Genomic DNA, 26,290 nt, shown 5'->3' with positions numbered 1-26,290 from the left:
AATATAAGTTACTAATTTTTTAACATTATATTGTTTTATCAATTATCTATATGCTTTTTCAAAAATAATAAATATATTCATTTGTAAGCGATTGCGCTAAAATTTTGACTTTTATACGTACATTAATTAATCTATTAATATATGTGATTAAGTCTATTATATTTAATATTGTATTAACCTATGACAGTTTAAACATTGATACTATTTTTCATGCTATATTTATATGACATGATTGTTCATAGTTAAAATTTTAGATATAAATATTGATAGGATTTAACAAATTCAATAACTTTAAAGGGGGATATATATGAAAAGGGAATGGTGGAAAGAAGCAATCGCTTATCAAGTTTATCCAAGAAGCTTTAATGATACTAATAGCGACGGTATCGGAGATTTAAAAGGTGTGATAGAAAAGTTAGATTACTTAGATGATTTAGGAATTGATGTTATTTGGCTTAGCCCAATGTATAAATCGCCAAATGATGATAATGGCTATGATATAAGTGACTATAAAGATATCATGGATGAGTTTGGAACAATGGACGATTTTGATCAATTATTAGATGAAGTACACCAAAGAGATATGAAGTTAATATTAGATTTAGTCGTTAATCATACATCAGACGAACATCAATGGTTTATAGAATCAAAATCAAGTAAAGATAACCCTAAACGTGACTGGTATATATGGAGAGATCCGAAACCAGATGGATCGGAGCCAAATAATTGGGAAAGTATATTTAATGGATCTACATGGGAATTTGATGAACAAACAGGTCAATATTATTTTCATTTATTCAGTAAAAAGCAACCAGATTTAAACTGGGAAAACCAAGAAGTCAGAAATGCTATTTTTGAAATGATGAATTGGTGGTTTAATAAAGGTATAGATGGTTTTAGAGTAGATGCTATAACACATATTAAAAAAACATTTGAAGCTGGTGACTTAAAACTACCAGAAGGAAAAGTTTATGCGCCGGCTTTTGAAGTAGATATGAATCAGCCTGGCATACAAACTTGGTTACAAGAAATGAAAGATAAATCTTTAAGTCATTATGATATTATGACCGTAGGAGAAGCAAATGGTGTTAGTCCAGAAAACGCTGAACCTTGGGTAGGTGAGACAACTGGCAAATTCAATATGATTTTTCAGTTTGAACATTTAAGCTTGTGGAATTCAGGCGATGTTAAATTTGACGTCAATGCATATAAAAATGTACTCAATGAATGGCAAAAGAAACTTGAAAATGTTGGATGGAATGCATTGTTTATTGAAAATCACGATCAGCCAAGACGTGTATCAACTTGGGGTGATGATACTCATTATTGGTTTGAATCTGCTACAAGTCATGCAGTCGTATATTTTTTGCAGCAAGGCACACCATTTATCTATCAAGGTCAAGAAATTGGTATGACCAATTATCCATTTGATGATATTGAAACCTTTAATGATGTTGCAGTGGTCAATGAATACGAAATTGTCAAACAACAAGGTGGCGATGTCTCAAAACTATTAGATAAGCATAAAAAAGAAAATAGAGATAATTCTAGAACGCCTATGCAGTGGAATAGTTCTTACTTTGCAGGATTTTCAGATGTAACGCCTTGGTTTCCTGTAAATCCAAACTACAAAAACATTAATGTTGCACATCAACAAAAAGATCCAGATTCAATATTAAATTTCTATAAAGCTTTAATAAAGTTAAAAAAATCTCATGATGTTTTTACATATGGTGAATTTAATTTGGTTGATTCAAAAAATAACCAAATATTTGCATATACACGAGAATTAAATGAGCAATATGTACTAATTGTTGGTAATTTAACAAATAAAAAAGCTGCATTATCCTTTGATGCAAGCTTCCTAGAAGAAAACATATTACTACATAACTACAAAAATAACACGATTGATTTTGAAAATATACAACCATACGAAGCATTTGTAATTAAACTTTAGAAACAATTATCTAGCAATTAAGATAATGATTAACTAACAAAAATATAGCGAGTAAGCAACTTATATAAAAATATGTTTGCTTGCTCGCTATATATTGTTTAAGCGTATTTTTATGGTTTTATTCTAATATGTCATATTGTTCTTGATCAACAGGCATCCATAATTGAACTTTAGTGAATGGATCATCGAATGAAATGTCAAATGGATAAACTTCAACGTACAAACTATTATGTTCATAGGGTAAAGTCATTTGAAGGCTAGTCTCTATATAATACCACGCTTCATTGACTACATAATCCATCTCACCTTGTAAATTAAATTTAGCATATTGTCTTTCAGGTAAGAAACGACTTTCAAGGTGCGCAGGATATCTTTCACTCGGTACGCCAACAAAAATTTCCATTCCATTATCAAGCGGACAATTAACCACAAAGAGTTCATGTGGACTCGTATCATTATATCGTTGTAATTCTTTAATTTTATCGTCAATTAATAAATCCTCTAAAAAATCAGGCACTTTAAAAGGGTTATCAATTTCTTCTGAATTTAAGAACTTAGCATAACCTACTAAAGACAAACCTTGTGTATCTTCCAAACGGTACGCATAAGGGGCACGTTCTGTAGTAGTAAGTTTAATATAAAGCCTTGATTGCAATTTTAATTCGTCTCGTTTTGTATTGACTTGAATAGGAGAAACACCATGAAAATCACTAAAATCATTAGCAAAATCATTAGCGTCTTTATAGCTATACTTTTTTGCAACATCTACCAAGCGAGCTGAACCACTTAAAATGTCTTGTGCTGCTAAAGTCAACCTTCTTGACCTTGCATATTCTGTTGGTGATTGACCTACAATCATTTTAAATGATTGATCAATATGAAATGGTGAAAGACCAACGTAATCACTAAGTGCTTGCAAATGTAGAGGCTCTAGCAAATGATCTTCAATATATACAATTGCCTGTTGGATTTGCTTGATAACGTCCAAAACTTTCACTCCTAAATTATAACGAAATACAAATGATTATGTACCTCGTTACTTTTCTATACATAATGTTATGAATCATTGTTGATTAATTCTATTTTACATCATTTTCATGTGACTTACATCTCAAAAATATTAAATAGGGTAAAATGTAAACATCCTAAAATTGTATATGAATGATTTAATCAATAGTCTAAATCATAACACAAATAAGGAATAATAAAAAAGCAACAACACAAGCTCAGATTGAAACTTGTATCATTGCCTTATTTTTAAAAAGTTGATTAATGGATATCGTCCCACCAGTGGAAGCCATCTCTACTCAATAGTAAATCACTCGCTAATGGACCATTTGTTCCAGCTGTATAATTAGGGAATTCTGGTTCATTTTGGTTCCACTCTTCTTGTATTGCATCAACAAATTTCCAAGTTGATTTTAATTCTTCCCAATGCGTAAAGTTAGTTGCATCTCCATTTAAACAGTCAAATAATAAATTTTCATAAGCATCCACTGTGTTCATTTTATCTTGTGCACTCATTGCGTATGATAGTTGAACTGGCTCAGTTTCAATGCCTTGTACATTCTTTTTAGCATTTAAGTGTAAAGAAACACCTTCATTTGGTTGAATATTAATAACTAATAGGTTGGAATCTAGTTTTTTATCTGTTTTATAGTATAAATTCATTGGAACTTCTTTGAATTCGACGACTACTTGTATCGTTTTACTCTTCATTCGTTTACCAGTTCTTATGTAGAACGGTACGCCAGCCCATCTAAAATTATCAATGGTTAGTTTACCAGAAACAAAAGTTGGCGTTGTAGAATCTTCTGCAACACGATCCTCATCTCTATATCTTTTAACTTGCTGTCCTTCTATGATGCCTTCATCATATTGACCACGAACAAAGTTTTGACGAACTTCTTCAGGTTCTAGTTTGCGTAATGATTTTAAAGCCTTAACTTTTTCTGCTCTGATATCTTCACTATTTAAACTTATAGGTGCTTCCATTGCTAGCAAAGCAACCATTTGCAGCATATGGTTTTGGACCATATCTTTTAATGCACCACTAGATTCGTAGTAGCCACCTCTGTCTTCAACTCCAAGTACTTCCGAAGAAGTAACTTGAATGTTTGAAATATATTTGTTATTCCATAATGGTTCAAACATTGCATTAGCAAAACGAAGTACTTCAATATTTTGCACCATATCTTTACCAAGATAGTGGTCAATACGGTAAATTTCTTCTTCCTTAAATGAACGACGTAGTTGTTCATTTAATTTTTCAGCAGATTCTAAATCTGAACCAAATGGTTTTTCAATAACTAAACGTTTGAAACCAGTTGTATCTGTTAATCCAGAAGATTTTAAATAATCAGATATAACACCAAAGAAATTTGGAGCCATAGCTAAATAAAAGAGTCTATTACCTTGTAATTGGAAATCGTGATCTAATTTATTACTGAATTCTAATAGTGATTGATAACTTGCTTCGTCACTTACATCGTGTTTGTGATAAAATACGTGTTCCATAAACTTATCTAGGTGTTTAGTATCTTTAACGTGTTCTTGAATTGACGACTTCACTTGACTACGGAAATCATCGTTTGTTAAGTCTCTTCTACCAATTCCAACGATTGCAATGTGCTCATTCAAATTTTCTTGTTGGTATAAATGGAATAATGATGGAAATAATTTTCTGTGACTAAGATCACCAGTTGCTCCAAAAATTGTAATTAAGCATGGGATATCTTTATTTCTAGTATTCAAGATCAAAACCTCAATTCTTTATTAAATCTGTATTTATTATAGACCAATACACCAGTATCTTCCCACAATTTTGCTTGTAATATCATATTTTATTATATTTTTAATACTTTTATATGATAAAATATGAACAAGAAGAGGAGGCATATGCATGGAAATTACGTTTTTTGGGACAAGTGCTGGTCTGCCAACTAAAGAAAGAAATACCCAAGCGATTGCATTAAATTTGGAACCATACTCCAATAGCATTTGGCTTTTTGATGTTGGTGAAGGCACACAGCATCAAATATTACACCATTCAATCAAATTAGGAAAAGTAGATCACATTTTTATTACGCATATGCATGGTGATCATATATTTGGTTTACCTGGGTTACTCACAAGTCGATCTTTTCAAGGGGGCGAAGATAAGCCTCTTACTATTATTGGTCCAAAAGGTATTAAATCATATATAGAAACTACTTTAACTTTATCAGAATCAAAATTAAATTATCCAATCACTTATATTGAAATAGAGGAACAACTTTCTTATCATCACAATGGATTTAATGTTGAAGCACATATGTTAAATCATGGTATTCCTTCTTTTGGATATAGGGTAGAAGCGCCATATAAATCTGGTAAAATCAATGTTGAAGCGCTCAGAAACATTGGTTTAGAACCAGGACCTAAATATCAAGATGTAAAAAACAATGAAACATTTGAATACAAAGGTGAGATTTATAACTCTAAAGATTTTAAAGATGAAGCAATTAAAGGCCCAGTCGTAGCAATTTTTGGAGATACTATGCCTTGTAAAAATGAAATGATAATTGCACGTGATGCAAATATCATGGTACATGAAAGTACATATATAGAAGGAGATAAATCATTAGCTAATAGCTATCACCATAGCCATATTGATGACGTTTTTGAATTGATGAGAGAAGCAAATGTTGACTATAGTTTAATAACACATATCAGCAATCGTTATACTAAAGAAGAGGTGTGCGATATTAGTAAATCGCTTAAAGCTTTGAGTAATACACCACCATTTAGTTTTGTCGGTGATTTTGATTCTTGGCAATTTTAATAAATGAAAAGTGGGGCAGTTTTCTAAAAATTGTAGTATTTTACAATTTAGATTACTGTCCCACTTTTTATAATAATTTAAGCTTTTTAAATTTTAATCATTGTCTTGGTTAGATAATTCAATACTTCTATTTACTGCAGAACGTAAACAATCTTCGAAAATAGCTTCTATATCATGATCTGCAAGTGCATTAAGGCCTGCTTGTGTTGTACCACCTTTAGAAGTAATATTTTTTCTTAACTGTTCCATACTCAATTCTGAGCGTTCTATCATTTTGCTCGTCCCTATGATTAAATTACGAATTGATTCTTCTACCTGTGATTTTTCCAAACCCAAACGTGTACCCGCTGTGACATATTGCTCAAAGACATGGTATAAAAAAGCTGGACCGCTTCCAGTAATTGCTGTAACTTGATGCAAATTATCTTCTGAAACTTCTATCGCAGATCCAAATGCGTTTATTAAATTATCAACTTCTTCTTTTGACTTAGCGCCAAAATTATTAGAAAAGCTAATACCAGTAACTGAATGTCCAACATGGGCATTTGTGTTTGGCATGATACGTGCAATTGGGTTGTTAGAAGCCAATTTTTCACGAATATAGTTTATCGGTAAACCAGCCATAATAGAAATGAATTTATTTTTTTCTGCAATATATGGCTTAATACGCTCTGCTAAATCATCAAAATCATATGGTTTCGTTCCTAAGAATACATAATCTGCATCTTTTAACAATGTTGCATCATCATAGCTATAATTAACACCTAACTCGTCAGCATATTCTTTTAATGCAACTTCATTTGAACGATTCGTTAAATAAATATTATTAGAATCAATCACTTTAGAACTAACAATACCTGTAAAAATTGCATGCGCCATATTTCCGGCACCATAAAATACTAGTTTCATGTGAAGACTTCACTTCCTCTTTGCTTTTTATGTTTCCATACTAACATAGATTTAAATTATGGCTAAGAATTTTTAAAGACCTGTGGCAAAATATCGTTTACACTCATATACTTAAACTATGAATTTAAAGCAAGGAGAATTTACTATGATAGGTAAACATTTTGTGTTAACTGGTGGTACAAGTGGATTAGGTAAAGCTATATTAAAAGCATTATTATCTAAAAGAGCATATGTTACTGTACTTGCCCGAAATCCAGATAAACTAAAACAATTCGCAACGCAATATGATACGGAACATCTAAATATCATTAAATGCGATTTACAATCACAACAAGAAATCATTGATTTAAAGGAATACTTTCAATACCAAACCATTGATGGACTTATATACAGTTCTGGCCTTGGGTATTTTAAATCTATTGAAGACCATACATTTGTAGAAATGCTTGAAACATATAAATTAAATGTGCTCCATTTCAATATATTAATGAAAGTTCTACAACCGGCATTCTCAAAAAATCCAATAATAGTAGGTATCGGTAGCCAAGCTGCCTTTATAAGTCAAGGTTATGCTGCACATTATGGTGCAAGTAAAGCAGCTTTTAACCAATTATTAAATGCACTGCGTATCGAGAAACCAAATTATCATATTATGACTGTTAATACTGGGCCAATAGCGACACCATTTCATGAAAAAGCAGATCCATCTATGAAATTTGCCAAAAAATACAGGGACATGATGCTTGACCCTGAAAAATTAGCAAACCAAATTATCAATGGTATAATTGAGAAAAAATTAGAAATCAATCAACCTAGATGGATGCACCATTTATTAAAAATTTATCAATTGATGCCACGGTTTATAGAAAAAAACTTTACTTCATTATTTAAGAACAAAGGTTAGCACTTCTTCAAAGTTTGGAAATATTCATTTTGACTACAGCATTAAAATAGAAGACAGCAATGTCATGGATTATGAAGCTTTATAAAAATAAAAACGTCAATTTCTATAAAATCATAAGAGAAATTGACGTTTTTGCTTTGATAGAAGTTATTTATATTTTTATCTTTGCTCAGACATACATGTTTTAGGACAACGAAAAGAGATTTATTTTAAATGTTGGGTATATTCTAAATTTTTCACTCGATTTTGCGCTGCTTTTAATGCTTCTAAACTTATGTCTTTTGAACGTTGATAATTTTTTACATTTTCATCTAGTTGATCTGTACTACTTGCACCTACAATGATAGAACCTAATGCATCATGAGAAGTTAAATAATTAAAAGTAAGTGCAGATAAATTACTTTCAATTTCTTTAATTGATGCAATTGTTTCTCCAAGTTCTTGATAAGTATAATCAAAAATACCATCACTAAATTTTGAATCTAACACATTGTTACTTTTAGCAGTTAATAACCCTTTAAATACTGGACCACGTGCTAGTACTTTAACTTTTTTAGCATGTACATCATCTAAAAGTTGCTCTGGTCTGTTATCAATTAAGTTAAATTGAGACATTAGCGTTTCGATATCGCTATGTTCTAAATAGTAATCAATCACGTTAGGTCTGATTGAAGAAATACCATAAGCACGGATAATACCTTCTTTCTTTAATTCATCGAAAGCACTAATTGTTTCATCAATTGGATCCTCGATTGTACCACCGTGTAACTGATATAAATCTAAATGATCTAATCCGAGTCTTTTCAAGGATCCTTTCACTGCTTCTTTGATATAAGATTTAGAAGGATCCCAAGTTGTAGAACCATCTTCTGTTAAACGATTTCCTACTTTTGTACCAATAATGATATCATCTCTATTTTGATATTTTTTTAAATTCTCACCAACAATTGTTTCGTTTACACCTTTGTCATACATATCAGCTGTATCAAAATACGTGATACCATGTTCAATTGCACGTTCAATGATAGGCTCTGCTTGTTTCTTACTTGTTCCAAGACTCATACAACCTAAACCTAACTCTGAAATTTCTATACCGCTTTTCAAAACATTTTTTTGCATGTTTTATCTCCTTTCGATACACTTGAATAATAGGGCGTAGACGTAATAAAGTAAGATGGATTTTCAATATTAAATCTATACATAACAAAATGAAACAAGTATATGTTCATTCGCTATTCCCATAATAACTAATGAGTACATCTTAACAATATCTTAAATCAATTAAAAGGACTGTGATTATTTATGAACCTATTTGAAAAGACTTTACATAGTACTTCTATTTATAAAGGGACAATCATTGATTTAGAAGTCCACGATGTTGAACTACCCGATGGACAAACTTCTAAACGTGAATTGATATACCACAATGGTGCTGTCGCAGTTTGTCCAATTACACCTGAAAACAAAGTGATATTAGTGAAACAATTTCGTAAAGCTTGTGAAAAACCACTTTTAGAAATTCCTGCAGGCAAATTGGAACAAGGTGAAGAACGAATTTCAGCTGCCAAACGTGAACTTGAAGAAGAAACAGGTTATATTGCTGATGAATTAGAACATATAACTGAAATGTATGGTTCTCCAGGTTTCTCAAATGAGAAATTATCAATTTATATAGCTGAAAATTTAACAAAAGGTAAAATGCAATTAGATGAAGATGAATTTTTAGAATTAGCATATTATGATATGAACGAAATTAAAACTTTGTTAGACAATAAAGAAATAGAAGACGCAAAAACTATAATTGCTTTACAACATTTATTACTTAATTATAATCATTATAAATAAGGTGCGAGAATACTTGCGAATTTTATCAATTATTGGTATTTTATATATATATATCATAACTAAATTAAAATGATTATAATTATTAGTAGGGGAGTGAGGCTTCCGTGGAAGAACGATTAAATCGCGTGAAGCAACAATTACAGCAATCATCTTATAAATTGACACCACAACGTGAAGCAACTTTAAGAGTTTTAATTGAAAATGAAAAAGACCATTTAAGTGCTGAAGATGTTTATTTGAAAGTTAAAGACAAAGCACCTGAAATTGGACTTGCAACTGTATATCGTACTTTAGAATTGCTAGCAGAATTGAAAGTGGTAGATAAAATAAATTTCGGAGATGGTGTTGCTCGATTCGATTTGAGAAAAGAAGGAGCAAAACATTTTCATCACCATCTTGTTTGTATGGAATGTGGTAAAGTAGAAGAAATCGAAGAAGACTTATTACCTCGTGTAGAGGAAAGAGTTGAAAATGAATTTGAATTTAAAATATTAGACCATCGTTTAACATTCCATGGTATTTGTGCGTCATGCCAAGCAAAAGGGAAATAAATTTAAAAATACTATTTCAGAAATAGAGGTAGTACAGTGAAAAATATTATAGATGAATATTTGAAATTTATACAATTAGAAAAAGGGTTAAGTGTAAATACAATTGGTGCATATCGAAGAGATTTAAAGAAATATGATGAATTTTTAACATTACACAAAATTAGTCATATTAATTTTGTGGATAGACAACTTATTCAAGAATGTTTGGGTCACTTACATGATGAAGGCGCATCTTCAAAATCATTAGCTCGCTTCATTTCTACCATTCGTAGTTTTCATCAGTTTGCATTAAGAGAAAAATATGCAGCAAAAGACCCAACGGTATTAATAGAAACACCTAAATATGATCGTAAATTACCAGATGTTTTAGAAATAGATGAAGTACTGAGACTATTAGAAACACCTGATTTATCCAAAAACAACGGCTATAGAGATCGCACAATGTTAGAATTACTTTACGCTACCGGCATGCGTGTATCAGAACTGATTCAGATTGAATTAGAAGACGTTAATTTAATTATGGGCTTTATACGTGTTTTTGGTAAAGGAAATAAAGAAAGAATTGTGCCATTAGGCGATACAGTGATTGAATACTTAAACACTTATTTAGAAACGGTAAGACCACAATTATTAAAAAATACGGTCACTGATACACTATTTTTAAACATGCACGGCAAACCTTTATCGAGACAAGCGATATGGAAAATGATTAAACAAAATGGTATCAAAGCAAATATATTAAAAACTTTAACACCACATACATTAAGACATTCATTTGCTACCCATTTACTTGAAAACGGAGCAGATTTACGTGCAGTACAAGAAATGCTCGGTCATTCTGATATATCAACAACACAATTGTATACACACGTTTCGAAATCACAAATTCGTAAGATGTATAACGAATTTCATCCAAGAGCATAAACACAGACTGGTTTATTCGATTGAATAACTGGACTGTGTTTTTTTATTGATGCCATAGCATGTAACAAATCATCTACGTAAGTAAAGTGTTTATACTGATCTATTTCGCGCTTGTAATGCACGTTTCCTTGCCGCTTCAACTTCAGTTCTATCCCTTTTTAAATGGTGGTCTATGATATAATCATCTTCAATTTTATAATATGTCAGCACATAATTCGGGTACTGTTCTAATACAATTTGTTCCATTGTATCTGTTAAAGGTAGATGAATTGGCTCAAAAGATTTCTCTTTTTTTGCAGCTTTAATTAATCCAACTAGCAGACTTTTATACGGTTGTATATCTAGTCCAATATTAATCGCTGAATCATAGTTTTCAATAACTTTTAATGCCTTATTAAAAGATTTGTGGGCGCCTACATAATTTTGTCTACGGTAATGATAAGATCCAGTTGCAATCAATATAAGACTCACAACAGCATCATTCTTATTGTAATTTGGGTTAGTTTTCCAAGCTTCTTCTAAAATATCGTGACAAAGAAAATAATGTTGCTTTGTATGAAATTGAAAATAAAAATCTTTTAGTGCATTTTTCAACATGAATATCACTCCGATTTTAAATGTTTATAATAAACATGCTATAATAATTTAGTGAATTACGCACTTAACTTGCTAATATGAGGTAGATAAAATGTATGAAGTAAAACTCGATGCCTTTAATGGTCCTTTAGATTTATTATTGCATCTTATTCAAAAATTTGAAATTGATATTTATGATATACCAATGAAATCTTTAACAGAACAGTATATGCAATATATACATGCGATGAGTCAATTAGAAATTAATGTGGCAAGTGAATATTTAGTTATGGCTTCAGAATTACTTATGATAAAAAGCAAAATGTTATTGCCTCATTCAGAAGAAGTTGACGATTTAGATGATGATCCACGCGAAAATTTGGTTGAGAGATTAATTGAATATCAAAACTATAAAGAATACACAGTGCTCTTAAACGAAAAAAGGGCGGAAAGAGAAAAGTATTATTCTAAACATCCAACGGATTTAACGCACTTAGAATCAAATGAAACTTGGGATCCTAATAATACGATTGATTTAACAGAGTTAATCATAGCTTACCAAAAGGTGAAAAATCGTGTTGAATATCAAACACCTAAATCCGTCGATATTCGAAAAGAAACGTTTACAATTCAACAAGCTACTTCACAAGTAACTCAACGTTTACAAAAACATGAATCATTCAACTTTTTTAGTTTATTTAATTTTACTGAACCATTGGAAATGGTTGTTACTCATTTCCTTGCAATACTAGAAATGTCTAAATCTGGAATAGTAAATATTGAACAACAAAAAAGCTTTGACGATATTAATATTTTAAGAGGAGTTAATTATGGCATTGAACGATAAAGGTATCCTGGAAGCATTACTTTATACTGCAGGTGATGAAGGACTTGAAGAAAAACAAATTCTAGAAATTTTAGACATTGACCAAGATAGTTTCCACACATTAATAAAAGAATATGACGCTTGTGGCTTAGAAATCCAACATTATGGGGAACATTATGTCTTAACAACTAAAAAAGACGCGTCAGAATACATTGAGAAGTTAATAGAACAAAAATCTAAAATGAAATTATCGCAAGCAGCAATGGAAGCTTTATCGATAATAGCATATAATCAGCCATTATCTCGAAGTGATATCGAAATGATTAGAGGCATTAATTCTGACGGAGCCGTCAAAACTCTAATAGCACGTGGTTTAATTGAAGCTAAAGATGAGGAAGATTCCAGAAGTCAACAATTATATACAACAGCATTATTTTTAAATGTATTTGGTATTGAACAATTAGATGATTTACCAACTACTGATGAAGAAGACGAAGAAATAGAAGCTTTCTTTAGTAATTTAGTAAATCAAAAAGGAGATAATAATGAATAAAGAAACAGAAAGATTACAAAAACGTATCGCAAATAGTGGTTATACATCAAGACGTAAAGCTGAAACATTAATTACAGAAGGTAAAGTAAAAGTAAATGGTGAAATTGAAACAGAATTAGGTACTAAAGTAAAACCGACAGATACAGTAGAAGTTGAAGGAATTAAATTAGAACAAGAAGATAAACTATATATTCTTTTCTATAAACCTTCGCAAGTTATCACTAGCGTATCAGATGACAAAGGTAGAAAGGTCGTTACTGATTATTTTAAACAAATTAAGACAAGGATTTATCCAGTCGGACGTTTAGATTATGATACATCAGGGTTACTTTTACTTACCAATGATGGTGAGTTCACTAACTTAATGACACACCCTCGTTATAAAATCAAAAAGAAATATGTAGTTAAATTAAAAGGTTATCTAATGCGTGAAGAAGTTAAAGCATTAGAACAAGGTATTAATTTAGAAGATGGAAAAACACAACCTGCAACAGTTAAAGTCAAAAACCAAGATAAAGATAAAAACACTACACTTGTTGAAATTACAATAACTGAAGGTCGCAATAGACAAGTCAGACGCATGTTTGAACACTTTGGTCATCAAGTATCAAAATTACAGCGCATAGAATTTGGTCCTTTAAATCTAAAAGGACTCAATGCAGGTGAAGGTCGCGTACTTACACCTCACGAAGTAAAAACGATACGTCAAATTGCAGAACACGGACATTAATTATGACTTTACTTTAACAAAAACTTGATATTGATAATTTTTTCACAAACTTTTCATTCATAAACACTTTTATAGCTCAACCTATGATATAATATGGTTGAAATTGAAAGTTAGCAGTGTGGGAGGGTACGAACCTATGTCAAACGAAATACTTATCGTCGATGATGAAGATAGAATCAGACGATTATTAAAATTGTACTTAGAAAGAGAATCTTTTGAAACTCATGAAGCTAGAGACGGACAAGAAGCATACAAAATGGCAATGGAACATGATTATGCATGTATCTTATTAGATTTAATGTTGCCAGAAATGGATGGCATTACTGTGGCATCTAGATTAAGAGAGCAAAAGGAAACACCAATTATTATGTTAACTGCTAAAGGAGAAGAAACAAACCGCGTAGAAGGTTTTGAATCCGGTGCAGATGATTATATTGTAAAACCATTTTCACCGCGTGAAGTGGTTTTACGTGTCAAAGCTTTATTAAGAAGAACTCAAGTTGCGTATACAGAACAAAGCGAACCACATGCACGAGATTTAATAGAGTTTGAACATCTTGTGATTGATAATGACGCACACCGTGTGCTAGCAGATGGCAACCAAGTAAACTTAACTCCAAAAGAATATGAACTTTTAATCTTTTTAGCAAAAACGCCAAATAAAGTCTTTGATCGTGAACAACTTTTAAAAGAAGTATGGCACTATGAATTTTACGGAGATTTGCGTACTGTTGATACACATGTAAAACGTTTAAGAGAAAAATTAAATCGCGTTTCTGATGAAGCTGCCCAAATGATTCAGACTGTTTGGGGCGTTGGCTATAAATTCGAGGTTAAATCTGAAAATGAACCGACTCAATAACGTAGTAGTAAAACTGTGGTTAACTATAATCTTTATAGTAACGACAGTTTTAATTTTATTAAGTGCAGCACTTATAACGTTTATACAATCTTACTTTACGCAAGAAACCGAAGATTCATTACTTGAAGATGCTAAAAGAATAAGTCATTTAGTTGAGAATTCTGATGATAAAACAACTGCCATAAAACATAGTAAATCCCTTATCGAGGGGCCAGTAGGACTCATCATCATGAACCATAAACATATGGATAGTATTAATAATGATGAGACAAAAGAAAAGATGTTCAAAGAAATTAAAAGTAATAAAAACTATGAAAAAGTGTTTGATCGAGGAAAACAGATATCAGAGCACGTGACAATTGATATGAATAAACAGCAAAAGACTTATGTTTTAATAGGCTATCCATCTAAAAATCTAGAGTCTAGTCCTCATAATAGTAAATATAGTGGTGTTTTTATCTATCAAGATTTGAAAACCATAGAAGATACCAATAATGTTATTACAGTCATTATATTAATTATTGCAATAATCTTTTTATCTATTACAACTGTGTTTGCCTTTTTCTTATCATCACGAATTACAAAGCCCCTTAGAAATTTAAGAACACAAGCATTAAAAGTTTCTAAAGGAGACTATGCTCAAGTAGTTCCTGTTAATTCTCGAGATGAAATTGGAGAATTATCACGTGCTTTTAACACGATGAGTTCCGAAATACAACAACATATAGACGCATTATCCTCATCTAAAAATATCAGAGATAGTTTAATAAATTCTATGGTTGAAGGTGTACTTGGCTTTAATGATAAACAAGAAATAATCATATCAAACAAGATGGCACAAAATATTTTAAAGATATTAGATGCTCACGATTTAGACAAGCTTGATCGTCAAAACGAATTAACATTTAAAACCCAACAAACACAATTCGAAGAATATGAAATTAGCACACGTTATTTTGTCATTATTACAAGTTATATTGAACAAATTCAACCTGATGGTCGAAGTGGTATTGTGGCTATTATTCGTGATATGACAAATGAGCATAATATTGATCAAATGAAAAAAGATTTTATTGCTAATGTATCGCATGAATTGCGTACGCCTATTTCATTATTACAAGGATATACAGAGTCGATTGTTGATGGTATTGTAACAGAGCCAGACGAAATACATGAATCTTTGTCAATTGTCCTTGATGAAACAAAACGTTTAAATCGATTAGTAAATGAATTGCTCAATGTTGCACGAATGGATGCTGAAGGACTAACTGTAGAAAAAGTTAAACAACCCATTGATCCGCTGCTAAGTAGAATGCAACAAAAATACCAAAAACAAGCAAATGATTTAAAGTTAACAATGAATTTAAATCCAAATACACACAATCAATTATGGTATTTCGACACGGATAGAATTGAACAAGTGTTGACCAATCTCATTGATAATGCTACCAGATATACAGAACCTGGTGATTTAATATCAATTAGTTATGGAGAAACAGAAAGTGAAAATATCTTATACATTTCAGACACAGGATCTGGTATTGCTCCAGAACATTTACAACAAGTATTTGATCGTTTCTATAAAGTTGATACTGCTCGAAAACGGGGTAAACAGGGGACTGGTTTAGGACTGTTTATCTGTCGTATGATCATTGATGAACACGGAGGAACGATTGACGTTAAAAGTGAGCTTGGCAAAGGCACTACTTTTATAATTAATCTACCAAAACCAACAGATGAATATAAAAACACTTGATTATCAATTAATTAGTATAAAGTTAAATTTGATTTAGTTTATAAATATGAATATTTATAAAGCATGAGTGTGCTGAAAAAGGCGAGATAAGAAATCAATATTTTAATATTGATTTCCAATCTCGTCTTTTTTAAAAATAATATCATTTAATTAGAATAGAGCACGTCTATTGTTTTTATCTGAGTAATAGGCTATGATATATTTATAAAATTTAACAAATTCATCTTCGGGGTAGGGTGTAATTCCCAACCGGCAGTAATTTAAGCCTGCGACCCGTTTATCTATTAATGAGATAAATGGCTGATCTAGTGTAAATCTAGAGCCGACAGTATAGTCTGGATGGGAGAAGATGGAGGGTTTTTGTTGTGCAATTAAATCCTCCTTTTCTGTGTAAGATGAATGGAAGGAGATAATTGAATATGCAACAACAAACCAAACGACTTATTACAATAAGTATGTTAAGTGCGGTGTCATTTATTTTGATGTTTATAAAATTTCCAATTCCGTTTTTACCGCCGTATTTGACATTAGACTTTAGTGATATTCCAGCTTTATTAGCAACTTTTAGTTTAGGACCAGTAGCCGGTATTATTATATTATTTATAAAAAATTTACTTAATTTCTTATTTAATATAGGTGATCCAGTGGGCCCCATTGCTAATTTCTTAGCTGGTGCCAGCTTTATTTTAAGTGCTTTTTATATTATTAAAAATAAACATACTGTCAAAACACAAATTATTGGATTTGCTATAGCGACAATTGTCATGACTATTGTCTTAAGTATTTTAAACTATTTTGTTTTATTACCACTATATGGCATGATTATGAATTTAACTAATGTAGTTGAAAATATTAAAATTGTTATAGTTTCAGGTGTTATACCTTTTAACATAATAAAAGGTATCATAATTTCTTTAATATTTATGCTACTATTCAAACGTTTGGAAAAAATTTTACTTAACTAATAGTTAATTACACGTTTAAGTCTAAAAATATGAAACAAATAAGAATAAAAGACTCGAGAATGGCTGAGATAAATTTAATATCTCAGCTTCTTTCGTTATTAAAAGATTTTGATAAATTTGAAACTTGAAGGAAGTTATTACCATTTATAATGTCTCTTTATTTGTTGTGCTTAAACGCCTCATTCATAACGATTTTGTAATGTGCTGACGCCTAGGGGAAAGATATGAGTGAGAGACTACTGGCTCGAACCATACCTAGGCAAGCATGCACAGTCAAAATCGTAAGTTTTTTATATAAAATGGACTCATCCATCATGCATGTGTATTCATTTTAAGTTATATCTTTTGTTTAATTAAAAATATGACTTTCTATTAGTTGTACAAGTTAAATAATACGAGGCTTTTTTATTGTATTAAAACACATCACTTATAGAGATTTTGCATCGTGCTGACGCCCGAGGGGAAAGATATGAGTGAGAGACTACTGGCTCGAACCATATCCCCAGGCAAGCATGCACGATCAAAATCGTAAAATATTAAAAAAATAAGATTTATGTACAAAGCTTTACTCGTTCATTTCCAAATGATTATCTGCATAATGTTTGCATTTTCCTAATATAAAAGCTCAGCATTTTCATTAATACAATGAATACACTGAGCTTATATAAATTAAATTCATTCAAAAATGAACATCTATTTGATTAATTTTATTATTCAAATTTTAAAGGATCGCCGTCAAAAGATTCCTCTTCAATTTTAATAGAATCTGTAGGACAACCTTCTAATGCATCTTCCATGTCTTCATATAATTCTTCTGGTACTTCCGCAGTACCTTGGTTATCATCTAGTATAACGTATGCGATACCTTCATCGTCATAATCATATATATCAGGGGCAGCAGCACCGCAAGCACCACATGCAATGCATGTATCCATATCAACAATTGTATATTTAGCCAAACTCTTCGCCTCCTTTAACAAACATGCTACACTAATAACACAATTAGTATTGTAGTTACTGTTTTAAATTTTTTCAAATGTTTTTGTTTTATAAAATGAGGGAGCACACATGTATAATTTAATTCACTTTACACGAACGCAAGCACATAATTACAAAACAGAAAAAAGCATATATAATATTATCACAGGCAAAAAGTCCCATCAAACCTTTTTTGACGCCTGTAGTCAACAGCTATTATCATTGTATCATAGCTTACCAAACTTAAAATATCCATCATTTGTTGGATATGCTCAAAATGAAACACAAGATGTTGATGATACGCAATTAATTCGTACTCATCCAAGGTATACATACGATAGTTTATTAAATACTTTTAAGGCAATTCAATTATTAACCCAAACAATTTCGAATATCGCACATGATTCATTTCAATTTGTACCTGTAACGCACAACAGTACAATTCAATATAGAGTGAAAAAAGTATATAACAACTTTAAAAATAAGGACATATCATTCAAATTAAATAACGAATTAAATATTTTATTTTCTTCAATTACGGAAAAGAATAATAAAACATACTTACATTACTATTTACAAGGATATAAAGAAAGCATGTATACAAGACAACAAGTTAGCTTAATAGAAGACATTTCCCAACAACATTTGTTTGTACTTGAAATGAATGATTTAGTAATAATGATGTTTGAATTAGAAAATGTAACTAAATATCCTATTTTAAGTCAATTGATTATTTTACCTACTTTACTTTTTAAAACAGAAGAAACATACAATGGTATAAAAAAAGGGCTCAGTTTTAAACAATTAGCCAAGATGCAAAATGTAAAACCAAATACAATCGAAGATCATATACTAGAATTATTTATCAAAGGATATTTATCACACTACGATACATTTATCAATGAGAAGTCGTATACACATTTTTTAAGTTATTATGTAGAAAATCGTAGCGAAAGACTAAGAAACTACAAAGAAAAATTTCCAAAATTAAATTACTTTGAAATAAAACTATTAATCATCGGTTATGAAAGAGGTGATTTAAATGTTGCATCATGAATTAAAAAAATGGTTTGGTTTTGATACATTTAAACCTGGGCAACAAGAAATTATAGAACATGTATTAAATGATAAAAATACTTTGGGTATATTGCCTACTGGTAGCGGGAAAAGTCTATGTTATCAATTACCAACCTATATTAAGCAAAAACCAACGCTCATCATCTCACCATTAATATCTTTAATGGATGATCAGGTCATGCAATTAAAACTTCAAGGCGAGCATTACGTTTCATGTATCCATTCAGGATTAGATGAAAATGAAAAAAAACAAAATATACAATCTTTGCTACATAGTCGCTTTATATTTTTAAGTCCTGAATTTTTGTTGCAACCACATAATTTTAAACTTATACAAAGTTTGGATTTAGGGTTAATTGTTTTAGATGAAGCACACTGCTTGTCTGAATGGGGTTATGATTTCAGACCACATTATGCCCTTGTAGGGAAAATTATCAATCATTTTCCTAAAGCAAACATACTTGCTTTGACTGCTACAGCACCACCATATTTAACATACGACTTAAATCACATGTTAAATAAAACATTTACTGTTGTGAAAACAACAACGAATAGAGAGAATATTACATTATCTCACAAAAATTTCGAAGATGATCACGGAAAGTTAAAATGGCTACTTCCAATGTTAGAACAATCAGGACCAACAATTATTTATGTTTCATCTAAAAAAATGTGCCTGACTTTAGCCAAAGCAATTTACCAATATGGCTTTTTAACAGGAATATACCATGGTGATTTAACCTATCAAGAACGACATACAGTACAACATCAGTTTATAAATAATGAAATACCCATTATTGTAGCAACGAGCGCTTTTGGTATGGGGATTAATAAAAAAGATATTCGAACAATCATACATTTTCATTTAGCTACGAGCCCATCAAGTTATATGCAAGAAATTGGACGTGCAGGACGTGATGGTAAGTCAAGCCAAGCAATCAGTCTTTATCAACCAGATGACAGCTATTTATTAGAAACGTTACTCTTTGCCGATATCATTACAGAAGAAGATGTGAGTTCATTTGAATTAGGTATGTTTTTACCACCTGAAAAAAATGAAATATTAGACGTTCTTAGTAGTTATTATAAAATTGAACAATTGCGTGCTATTTTCAAAGCAGCTTTTGAACGAAAACAACGAGGTTATTATCGAATGTTAGGTTATAAAAACTTAGATCAATGTCGCAGAGCATATATGATAGAATTTTTCGGTGAAAATTTAACATCTAAACCAACACAGTGTTGCGATAATGACTCAGAATTAAAATCAATTCATATAATTAATAGTAAAAAAGTGAAAAGAAAAATGGATTATAAAGAAAAATTACAAAATATATTCAAATAAAAGATAAATGCTTTACTTCACTTTTTCAATCAAGCTATAATACGAGATATACACTAAAGTTTTATTTATTTTTCATATAAAATTTATACATATATACTACCTTTTAGGGTAAAACAGTATATACTAAAATTAAATGACGGAAGGATGATGAATTTGTCTAATAATAATTTCAAAGATGATTTTGAGAAAAATCGTCAATCTATTGATCCAAAAGAACATCAAGATGATGTACAGGATTATGTTAACGATTCCGTTGACAACGTAAAAGAGGAAGTTTCTGATAAAAAAGACGAACAATTCCCTCCTAGAAATGCTCAAAGAAGACAACGTAGAAGAGATACGGCAACACATCAAAATGAAGGAAACCAATCACCTGTTGATGAAAATAATGATAAATCAAGTCAAATAGATGATGAACAACAACAAGACACACATTCATCATCTCATACAGATGAAATCAATAAGAATCAAGACCCTTCAGAAAGTAATAATATAAATCAAAATCGAAGTGAAAAAGATAGTGATAACGAAACACATAACGACAACCAATCTGAAGATAAAAACGATAAGAAAAAAGGTGCTGCCGTGGCTGGTGGAGCGGCAGCTGCTGGTGCTGGTGCTTATGCCACTAAAAAACATCATGACAAAAAAGACGAATCTGTTGATTCAAAAGATGATATCACATCAACAAAAGATAAAGAAAAAAGTGGTGCTAGCACAGACGTAGGTGCATCTAATAATAAAGATCAACATACTGAAGAAACTAGTGCTAAATCTGAAAAAGATAAAGAGCAAAAAGACAACAAGAAAAAAGGTGCTACCGTAGCTGGCGGAGCAGCCGCAGCTGGTGCTGGTGCTGCAGGAGCAAAAGCTGCACATTCAAATGGCAACGGCTCTGGTGAAAATAATGGCAACGATAACAATAACAACGATAATAATGATGATGATAACAATAAGAACAAGAAAAAAGGTGCTGCCGTAGCTGGCGGAGCAGCCGCAGCTGGTGCTGGTGCTGCAGGAGCAAAAGCTGCACATTCAAATGGCAACGGCTCTGGTGGAAATAATGGCAACGGTAACAATAACAACGATAATAATAATAATGATGATAACAATAATAACAAGAAAAAAGGCGGCTTGTTCGGAAAAATATTGCCTATTATAGCAGCAATTTTAATTTTAGCAGCAATTGGAATTTTTGGTGGTATGGCACTAACTGGCAATAATGATGATAGTGGCAGCAACGACGATAAAAAAGTAGCTGATAATAAAGATAAAAATGCTGACTCAGATAAAGACAACAAGAAAGATTCAGACAAAGACAAAGATGCTGATAGTGATAAAGCAAATAAAAACAGTGACGATAGCGCTGAATCAGATAATAATGATAGTTCAAATCAAACTGATTCTAATTCTGATGATGCTGCTACTAGCGACCAAAATCAAGCTACTGAATCAGACCAAAGCAATCAAAGTAATCAAAGTGATCAAAATGCACAAAGTGGTCAAAGCGATCAGTCTCAACAAGATAACCAAGCTACGAATCAAGGTAATGATTCAGCAAATCAAGACCAAGCAACTAACAGCCAAAACAATCAACAAAACAATCAATCTTCAAACAACAATTCAGGACAACAAACACATACTGTAAATGGTCAAAACCTATACAGAATAGCTATCCAATATTATGGAAGTGGTTCTCCTGAAAATGTAGAAAAAATCAGAAAAGCCAATGGTTTACAAGGTAATGATATTCATAATGGACAACAATTAGTTATCCCTCAATAATATCATTCACACTGTACAAATATAATGAGCTTGAATATCAAGCCCATTTCCATAAAAGGACAATCCCTATCAAATGGATTAGTTACTGAACGTAAACAAACCCTTCACATTAATTTGCGAAGGGTTTGTTTATTTTCTATTTATATAGTTTTTTCAAAATAGTAGTAGTCTTTCAGACCATTACTGGTACTTTTACTAGTCGCAATGCGATTTATTAAATTCATGGCACCACAAATTAGCGTAGTACCCGGCTTCTGGATCAGTTGTGCTTAACTTTTTTGTTTTATTTTCCTCCTTGTTTTTACTTTTTAATGGCTTTTTTCTTAGTGCTCGTCTTTGTTTATTTATTTCATTGTCCAATTCTTTCTGCAAGTGGGGCGTATCTTTTTTCACAATTCTTTTGGTGTATTTATTCTTATTTGCATTTACTTTAATATGCATAAAATCAATAAATAAAAATGACTGATCTAATAGATTTCTTTTTGATAGCTATTTTTAGTATTTTCTCAAATATTTGTTCAAATAAATCTGCATCATGAAAACGACTTGTATAATTATTACTAAACAACTGGATCTATTGATGGTTTACCATTATCAAGACAATATTTATCTTCGACAAGTTCATATACAAAATTTAAATCTAATATCGCATCGACTTTACGTAATAAATGATTATTAGAGACAAATTCAGAAAAAGAAATTATTTAATCTTGCTCTCTTTTATTGATTGATTTATTCAACAGCATAAATAACATCACTGTTTAATTTACATATATTATAATATTGACAGTGATTTATGCCGACTCCTGCGGGAATAGCACTAGCCGAAGACTATAGGCTAAGGCAGTGCCCGCGGAAAGCATGCATAAAAACTGCCAACAAAGTCGGAGACTTTGTCGACAGCCTGAGACTAATCCTTATCAAATGGATTAGTCCTTTTTGTATTGTGCTAATTTCAATGAATTAATTTTTATTGTAAACAAATTTTCAAATTCTATCACTTGGTTTTTTAAAATCTACTGGTATAATAAATGGGTGGTAAAAGGAGGACAAATACTATGCAAACAGTAGAAAGTATAATCATTGGCGGTGGACCATGTGGTTTAAGTGCCGCTATCGAACAAAAGAAAAAAGGGATTGATACATTAGTAATTGAAAAAGGAAATGTCGTGGATGCTATTTATAACTATCCAACACATCAAACATTCTTTTCTTCAAGTGATAAATTAAGTATCGGTGACATTCCGTTTATTGTAGAAGAAAGCAAACCACGTCGAAATCAAGCATTAGTGTATTATAGAGAAGTTGTTAAACATCATCAACTACGTATCAATGCTTTCGAAGAAGTCCTTACTGTTAAAAAAATTAATAATCGTTTTACACTTACTACTACGAAAGATGTTTATCAGTGTCGATTTCTAACTGTAGCTACTGGTTATTATGGTCAACATAATACTTTAGAAGTAGAAGGTGCAGAACTACCAAAAGTAAAACATTACTTTAAAGAAGCACATCCTTATTTCGATCAAAATGTTGTTATCATCGGTGGCAAAAACTCAGCAGTAGATGCAGCATTGGAATTAGAAAAAGCTGGTGCACATGTCACAGTTATCTATCGTGGTTCTGACTATCCAAAAGCAGTTAAACCATGGATTTTACCTAACTTTGAATCATTAGTGAAACATGAAAAAATAAACATGGCTTTTAATGCTGACGTCACAAAAATAACTGAAGACAGTGTTATTTATGAGCAAGATGGGGAAGTAATTGAGATTCCTAACGATTATATTTTTGCAATGATTGGTTATCACCCTGACTATAATTTCTTAGAATCAATTGGAATTGAAATCAATGAAAATGAATATGGTACAGCACCGGTTCATAACAAAGAAACTTATGAAACAAATGTTGAAAATTGTTATATTGCTGGTGTAATTGCAGCAGGGAATGATGCTAATACGATTTTCATTGAAAACGGTAAATATCATGGTGGCATCATTACACAAAATATTTTATCTAAAAAACAAACACCTTTAGAGTCATAATATAAAAAAAAGAGCTGGATAAGTGATTATTATTTTAGAATTCCTTCAATATTCTAAAAATCCAATATTACTTATCTCAACTCTTTTTTTATTTTATAACTGAGCTTCAAAATACTTTTTCAATTGTTCAAACGTTAAATGATTACTTAAACCGATTAATAATTTCAGTCTCGCTTTTTGTCCATTTAATCCGTTAGAGAAAATAACGCCTTTTTCCTCTAATGTTGCTCCGCCACCTTCATAGGCATAAATTGGGCCAACAATGCCATTAAAAGATCTAGATACAAGTATGACTGGTATATGATTACTTAAACATTGATTCAATCCTTCTAAACATGTCGGAGGTAAATTACCTTGTCCGAGTGCTTCAATTATAATGCCATCCACTTGTTTTTCACTGTAGAAAGATAATACATCACTATTCATCCCCATATATGCTTTAACAAGGGGGATATTTAAAGTTTGATTTATTTCAGTCAGTACTAAATGATCAAATGGTCTGTGATGAAATTGTACACTTTGTTTTGTAATCACACCTAAAGGACCATGATTCGGACTTTGAAAAGTATTCGTATTAGAAGTATGTGTTTTCGTAACATTTCTAGCTGTATGAATCTCATCATTAAATACCACCATAACCCCCATATTTAATGATTCATCACTTATTGCAACTCTAATTGCTGATAAAAAGTTATATAATCCATCTGCACCAATTTCATTAGAGGAACGCATCGCACCTGTGATTACAATTGGTTTCGAGGTATCCACTGTTAAATCTAATAAATACGCCGTTTCTTCTAGCGTGTCAGTGCCATGTGTAATCACATAACCATCATAGTCATCTTGTTTTTCAGATTGGTTAATAATTTGCTTTAATGTTTCTACATACTCAATATTCATATGTGGAGATGGTACATTAAAAGGTGTTATTTCAGTTACATCAGCATATTTATTAATAATATTTTGATGATTCGAAATTGGATTATCCGTATTTGTAACAACTTTGTTTGATTCATCTTGTGACATGCTAATCGTACCACCAGTATGTATGACAAGAAGTTTTTTCATGTGTGCATTCCTCCTATTTATAAAATACATATTTATGATAAAATAATATCTATAAAACAACAAGGAAGGGTTACTAAAATGAAACCAATAAATATCGCACTTGATGGACCTGCAGCCGCAGGTAAGAGTACAATAGCAAAACTTGTGGCAGCCAAATTGTCTATGGTTTATGTAGATACTGGTGCAATGTATCGTGCTATTACTTATAAATATTTACAATTAAATAAAACTGAAAATTTTTCTGAACTTGTTCAGTCAACGGAGCTATCATTAACTTATGATGAAGAAAAAGGGCAAAGAATTATTTTAGACAACCAAGATGTTACAGATTATTTAAGAGAAAATGATGTAACGAATCATGTTTCCTATGTTTCTTCAAAAGAATCAGTGCGTTCATTTGCAGTTGAAAAACAACAAGAATTGGCAGAGCAAAAAGGAATCGTAATGGACGGAAGAGATATCGGTACTGTTGTCTTACCTGATGCTGATTTAAAAATATATATGATTGCTTCTGTGGAAGAACGTGCTGTACGTCGTCAAAAGGACAATGAAATCAGAGGGATTCAATCAACAGTAGAACAATTAAAAAAAGAAATTTCTGAGCGTGATCACTATGATATGAATAGAGAAATATCTCCATTGAAAAAAGCTGATGATGCAATAACAATTGACACTACTGGTATGAGTATCGAAGAAGTTACTGATAAAATTTTAACATTAGTAGAAAAAATTTAAATAATTAAGCATGCATGGTCAATTTGTTATTCTTTTTGTCTTTTTGTTAAAATAATGTAAAAAAGTTATAAAATAT

At 31.2% G+C, this 26,290-nt stretch carries 25 protein-coding genes and 1 riboswitch; of the genes, 17 read left to right on the top strand and 8 right to left on the bottom strand.

Annotation, left to right across the window (positions count from 1 at the left end):
- Window positions 1-307: 307 nt before the first annotated feature.
- Window positions 308-1,957, top strand: coding sequence for a glycoside hydrolase family 13 protein (locus tag KA873_RS06260; protein WP_107504958.1), 1,650 nt, complete (start codon window positions 308-310; stop codon window positions 1,955-1,957).
- 118 nt (window positions 1,958-2,075) lie between these two features.
- Here the strand turns inward: KA873_RS06260 and KA873_RS06255 are convergent, their stop codons facing one another.
- Window positions 2,076-2,945 carry an AraC family transcriptional regulator gene (locus KA873_RS06255; RefSeq protein ID WP_107504957.1) on the bottom strand — a complete coding sequence of 290 codons (870 nt, stop codon included), beginning with the start codon at window positions 2,943-2,945 and terminating at the stop codon, window positions 2,076-2,078.
- A 281-nt stretch (window positions 2,946-3,226) separates the two neighbouring features.
- Window positions 3,227-4,711 carry a glucose-6-phosphate dehydrogenase gene (gene zwf, locus KA873_RS06250; protein WP_107504956.1) on the bottom strand — a complete coding sequence of 495 codons (1,485 nt, stop codon included), beginning with the start codon at window positions 4,709-4,711 and terminating at the stop codon, window positions 3,227-3,229.
- A gap of 148 nt (window positions 4,712-4,859) precedes the next feature.
- Between zwf and rnz the strand changes: the two genes are divergently transcribed.
- Complete coding sequence (gene rnz, locus KA873_RS06245; protein WP_107504955.1) at window positions 4,860-5,780, top strand: ribonuclease Z; 921 nt, start codon at window positions 4,860-4,862, stop codon at window positions 5,778-5,780.
- Window positions 5,781-5,873: 93 nt separating this feature from the next.
- Here the strand turns inward: rnz and proC are convergent, their stop codons facing one another.
- Window positions 5,874-6,689, bottom strand: coding sequence for a pyrroline-5-carboxylate reductase (gene proC, locus KA873_RS06240; RefSeq protein ID WP_107504954.1), 816 nt, complete (start codon window positions 6,687-6,689; stop codon window positions 5,874-5,876).
- A gap of 145 nt (window positions 6,690-6,834) precedes the next feature.
- On the opposite strand from proC, the gene KA873_RS06235 reads away from it, so the two are divergent.
- Window positions 6,835-7,593: an SDR family NAD(P)-dependent oxidoreductase gene (locus KA873_RS06235; protein ID WP_107385120.1), complete on the top strand. Its 759-nt coding sequence runs from the start codon at window positions 6,835-6,837 to the stop codon at window positions 7,591-7,593.
- A gap of 204 nt (window positions 7,594-7,797) precedes the next feature.
- On the opposite strand, the gene KA873_RS06230 is transcribed toward KA873_RS06235, so the two are convergent.
- The gene (locus KA873_RS06230; RefSeq protein WP_107386442.1) at window positions 7,798-8,712 is read right to left on the bottom strand and encodes an aldo/keto reductase; all 915 of its coding nucleotides are present in this window, start codon (window positions 8,710-8,712) and stop codon (window positions 7,798-7,800) included.
- A gap of 183 nt (window positions 8,713-8,895) precedes the next feature.
- Between KA873_RS06230 and KA873_RS06225 the strand changes: the two genes are divergently transcribed.
- The 3 genes from KA873_RS06225 (at window position 8,896) to xerD (ending at window position 10,913) form a co-directional block, all read left to right on the top strand.
- Window positions 8,896-9,438, top strand: coding sequence for an NUDIX hydrolase (locus KA873_RS06225; protein WP_107517937.1), 543 nt, complete (start codon window positions 8,896-8,898; stop codon window positions 9,436-9,438).
- Window positions 9,439-9,542: 104 nt separating this feature from the next.
- Entirely contained in the window at window positions 9,543-9,989 is a 447-nt protein-coding gene (gene fur / locus KA873_RS06220) for a ferric iron uptake transcriptional regulator (protein WP_019468360.1), read from the top strand.
- 36 nt (window positions 9,990-10,025) lie between these two features.
- A complete protein-coding gene (xerD, locus tag KA873_RS06215) occupies window positions 10,026-10,913 on the top strand; it encodes a site-specific tyrosine recombinase XerD (RefSeq protein ID WP_107505325.1) in 888 nt (295 codons plus the stop codon).
- Window positions 10,914-11,003: 90 nt separating this feature from the next.
- Here xerD and KA873_RS06210 read toward each other — a convergent pair whose 3' ends face one another.
- A complete protein-coding gene (locus KA873_RS06210) occupies window positions 11,004-11,507 on the bottom strand; it encodes a DUF309 domain-containing protein (RefSeq protein ID WP_107385277.1) in 504 nt (167 codons plus the stop codon).
- A 94-nt stretch (window positions 11,508-11,601) separates the two neighbouring features.
- Between KA873_RS06210 and KA873_RS06205 the strand changes: the two genes are divergently transcribed.
- The 6 genes from KA873_RS06205 (at window position 11,602) to KA873_RS06180 (ending at window position 17,181) form a co-directional block, all read left to right on the top strand.
- The gene (locus KA873_RS06205) at window positions 11,602-12,336 is read left to right on the top strand and encodes a segregation and condensation protein A (RefSeq protein WP_107385275.1); all 735 of its coding nucleotides are present in this window, start codon (window positions 11,602-11,604) and stop codon (window positions 12,334-12,336) included.
- Window positions 12,320-12,868, top strand: a complete 549-nt coding sequence (scpB, locus tag KA873_RS06200; protein ID WP_107385274.1) for an SMC-Scp complex subunit ScpB — start codon at window positions 12,320-12,322, stop codon at window positions 12,866-12,868. Before KA873_RS06205 ends, scpB begins: the two co-directional genes overlap by 17 nt.
- A complete protein-coding gene (locus KA873_RS06195; protein WP_107385273.1) occupies window positions 12,861-13,598 on the top strand; it encodes a pseudouridine synthase in 738 nt (245 codons plus the stop codon). The genes scpB and KA873_RS06195 overlap by 8 nt, the downstream gene beginning before the upstream one ends.
- A 136-nt stretch (window positions 13,599-13,734) precedes the next feature.
- Window positions 13,735-14,460 carry a response regulator gene (locus KA873_RS06190; RefSeq protein WP_107505324.1) on the top strand — a complete coding sequence of 242 codons (726 nt, stop codon included), beginning with the start codon at window positions 13,735-13,737 and terminating at the stop codon, window positions 14,458-14,460.
- Window positions 14,444-16,216 carry an ATP-binding protein gene (locus KA873_RS06185; RefSeq protein ID WP_107505323.1) on the top strand — a complete coding sequence of 591 codons (1,773 nt, stop codon included), beginning with the start codon at window positions 14,444-14,446 and terminating at the stop codon, window positions 16,214-16,216. The genes KA873_RS06190 and KA873_RS06185 overlap by 17 nt, the downstream gene beginning before the upstream one ends.
- A 218-nt stretch (window positions 16,217-16,434) precedes the next feature.
- Window positions 16,435-16,571, top strand: a riboswitch (FMN riboswitch).
- 64 nt (window positions 16,572-16,635) lie between these two features.
- On the top strand, window positions 16,636-17,181 hold the full coding sequence (locus KA873_RS06180) for an ECF transporter S component (protein WP_107386628.1): 546 nt from the start codon (window positions 16,636-16,638) through the stop codon (window positions 17,179-17,181).
- A 710-nt stretch (window positions 17,182-17,891) separates the two neighbouring features.
- Here KA873_RS06180 and KA873_RS06175 read toward each other — a convergent pair.
- Entirely contained in the window at window positions 17,892-18,140 is a 249-nt protein-coding gene (locus KA873_RS06175; RefSeq protein WP_019468351.1) for a ferredoxin, read from the bottom strand.
- A 109-nt stretch (window positions 18,141-18,249) separates the two neighbouring features.
- Here KA873_RS06175 and KA873_RS06170 point away from each other — a divergent pair, with 109 nt between their 5' ends.
- The 3 genes from KA873_RS06170 (at window position 18,250) to ebpS (ending at window position 22,366) form a co-directional block, all read left to right on the top strand.
- Window positions 18,250-19,215 (top strand): helix-turn-helix domain-containing protein, encoded by a 966-nt coding sequence (locus KA873_RS06170; protein WP_107385254.1) that lies wholly within the window; start codon window positions 18,250-18,252, stop codon window positions 19,213-19,215.
- Window positions 19,202-20,581: a RecQ family ATP-dependent DNA helicase gene (locus KA873_RS06165; protein WP_119517909.1), complete on the top strand. Its 1,380-nt coding sequence runs from the start codon at window positions 19,202-19,204 to the stop codon at window positions 20,579-20,581. The genes KA873_RS06170 and KA873_RS06165 overlap by 14 nt, the downstream gene beginning before the upstream one ends.
- Window positions 20,582-20,728: 147 nt before the next feature.
- A complete protein-coding gene (gene ebpS, locus KA873_RS06160) occupies window positions 20,729-22,366 on the top strand; it encodes an elastin-binding protein EbpS (RefSeq protein WP_210140191.1) in 1,638 nt (545 codons plus the stop codon).
- A gap of 560 nt (window positions 22,367-22,926) precedes the next feature.
- On the opposite strand, the gene KA873_RS13750 is transcribed toward ebpS, so the two are convergent.
- Window positions 22,927-23,013 carry a hypothetical protein gene (locus KA873_RS13750; RefSeq protein WP_481906410.1) on the bottom strand — a complete coding sequence of 29 codons (87 nt, stop codon included), beginning with the start codon at window positions 23,011-23,013 and terminating at the stop codon, window positions 22,927-22,929.
- 411 nt (window positions 23,014-23,424) lie between these two features.
- On the opposite strand from KA873_RS13750, the gene ypdA reads away from it, so the two are divergent.
- Window positions 23,425-24,411, top strand: coding sequence for a bacillithiol disulfide reductase YpdA (gene ypdA, locus KA873_RS06155; RefSeq protein WP_107384502.1), 987 nt, complete (start codon window positions 23,425-23,427; stop codon window positions 24,409-24,411).
- A 93-nt stretch (window positions 24,412-24,504) separates the two neighbouring features.
- Here the strand turns inward: ypdA and KA873_RS06150 are convergent, their stop codons facing one another.
- Window positions 24,505-25,479 carry an asparaginase gene (locus tag KA873_RS06150; protein WP_107386676.1) on the bottom strand — a complete coding sequence of 325 codons (975 nt, stop codon included), beginning with the start codon at window positions 25,477-25,479 and terminating at the stop codon, window positions 24,505-24,507.
- 78 nt (window positions 25,480-25,557) lie between these two features.
- Here KA873_RS06150 and cmk point away from each other — a divergent pair, with 78 nt between their 5' ends.
- Window positions 25,558-26,214: a (d)CMP kinase gene (gene cmk / locus KA873_RS06145; protein ID WP_107386677.1), complete on the top strand. Its 657-nt coding sequence runs from the start codon at window positions 25,558-25,560 to the stop codon at window positions 26,212-26,214.
- Window positions 26,215-26,290: the final 76 nt, after the last annotated feature.

This window comes from Staphylococcus sp. GDY8P45P (genome assembly GCF_017892745.1).
Lineage (GTDB): Bacteria > Bacillota > Bacilli > Staphylococcales > Staphylococcaceae > Staphylococcus > Staphylococcus cohnii.
Note: the sequence above shows the minus strand (reverse complement) of the source record. Positions and strands in the feature narration are given on the sequence as shown.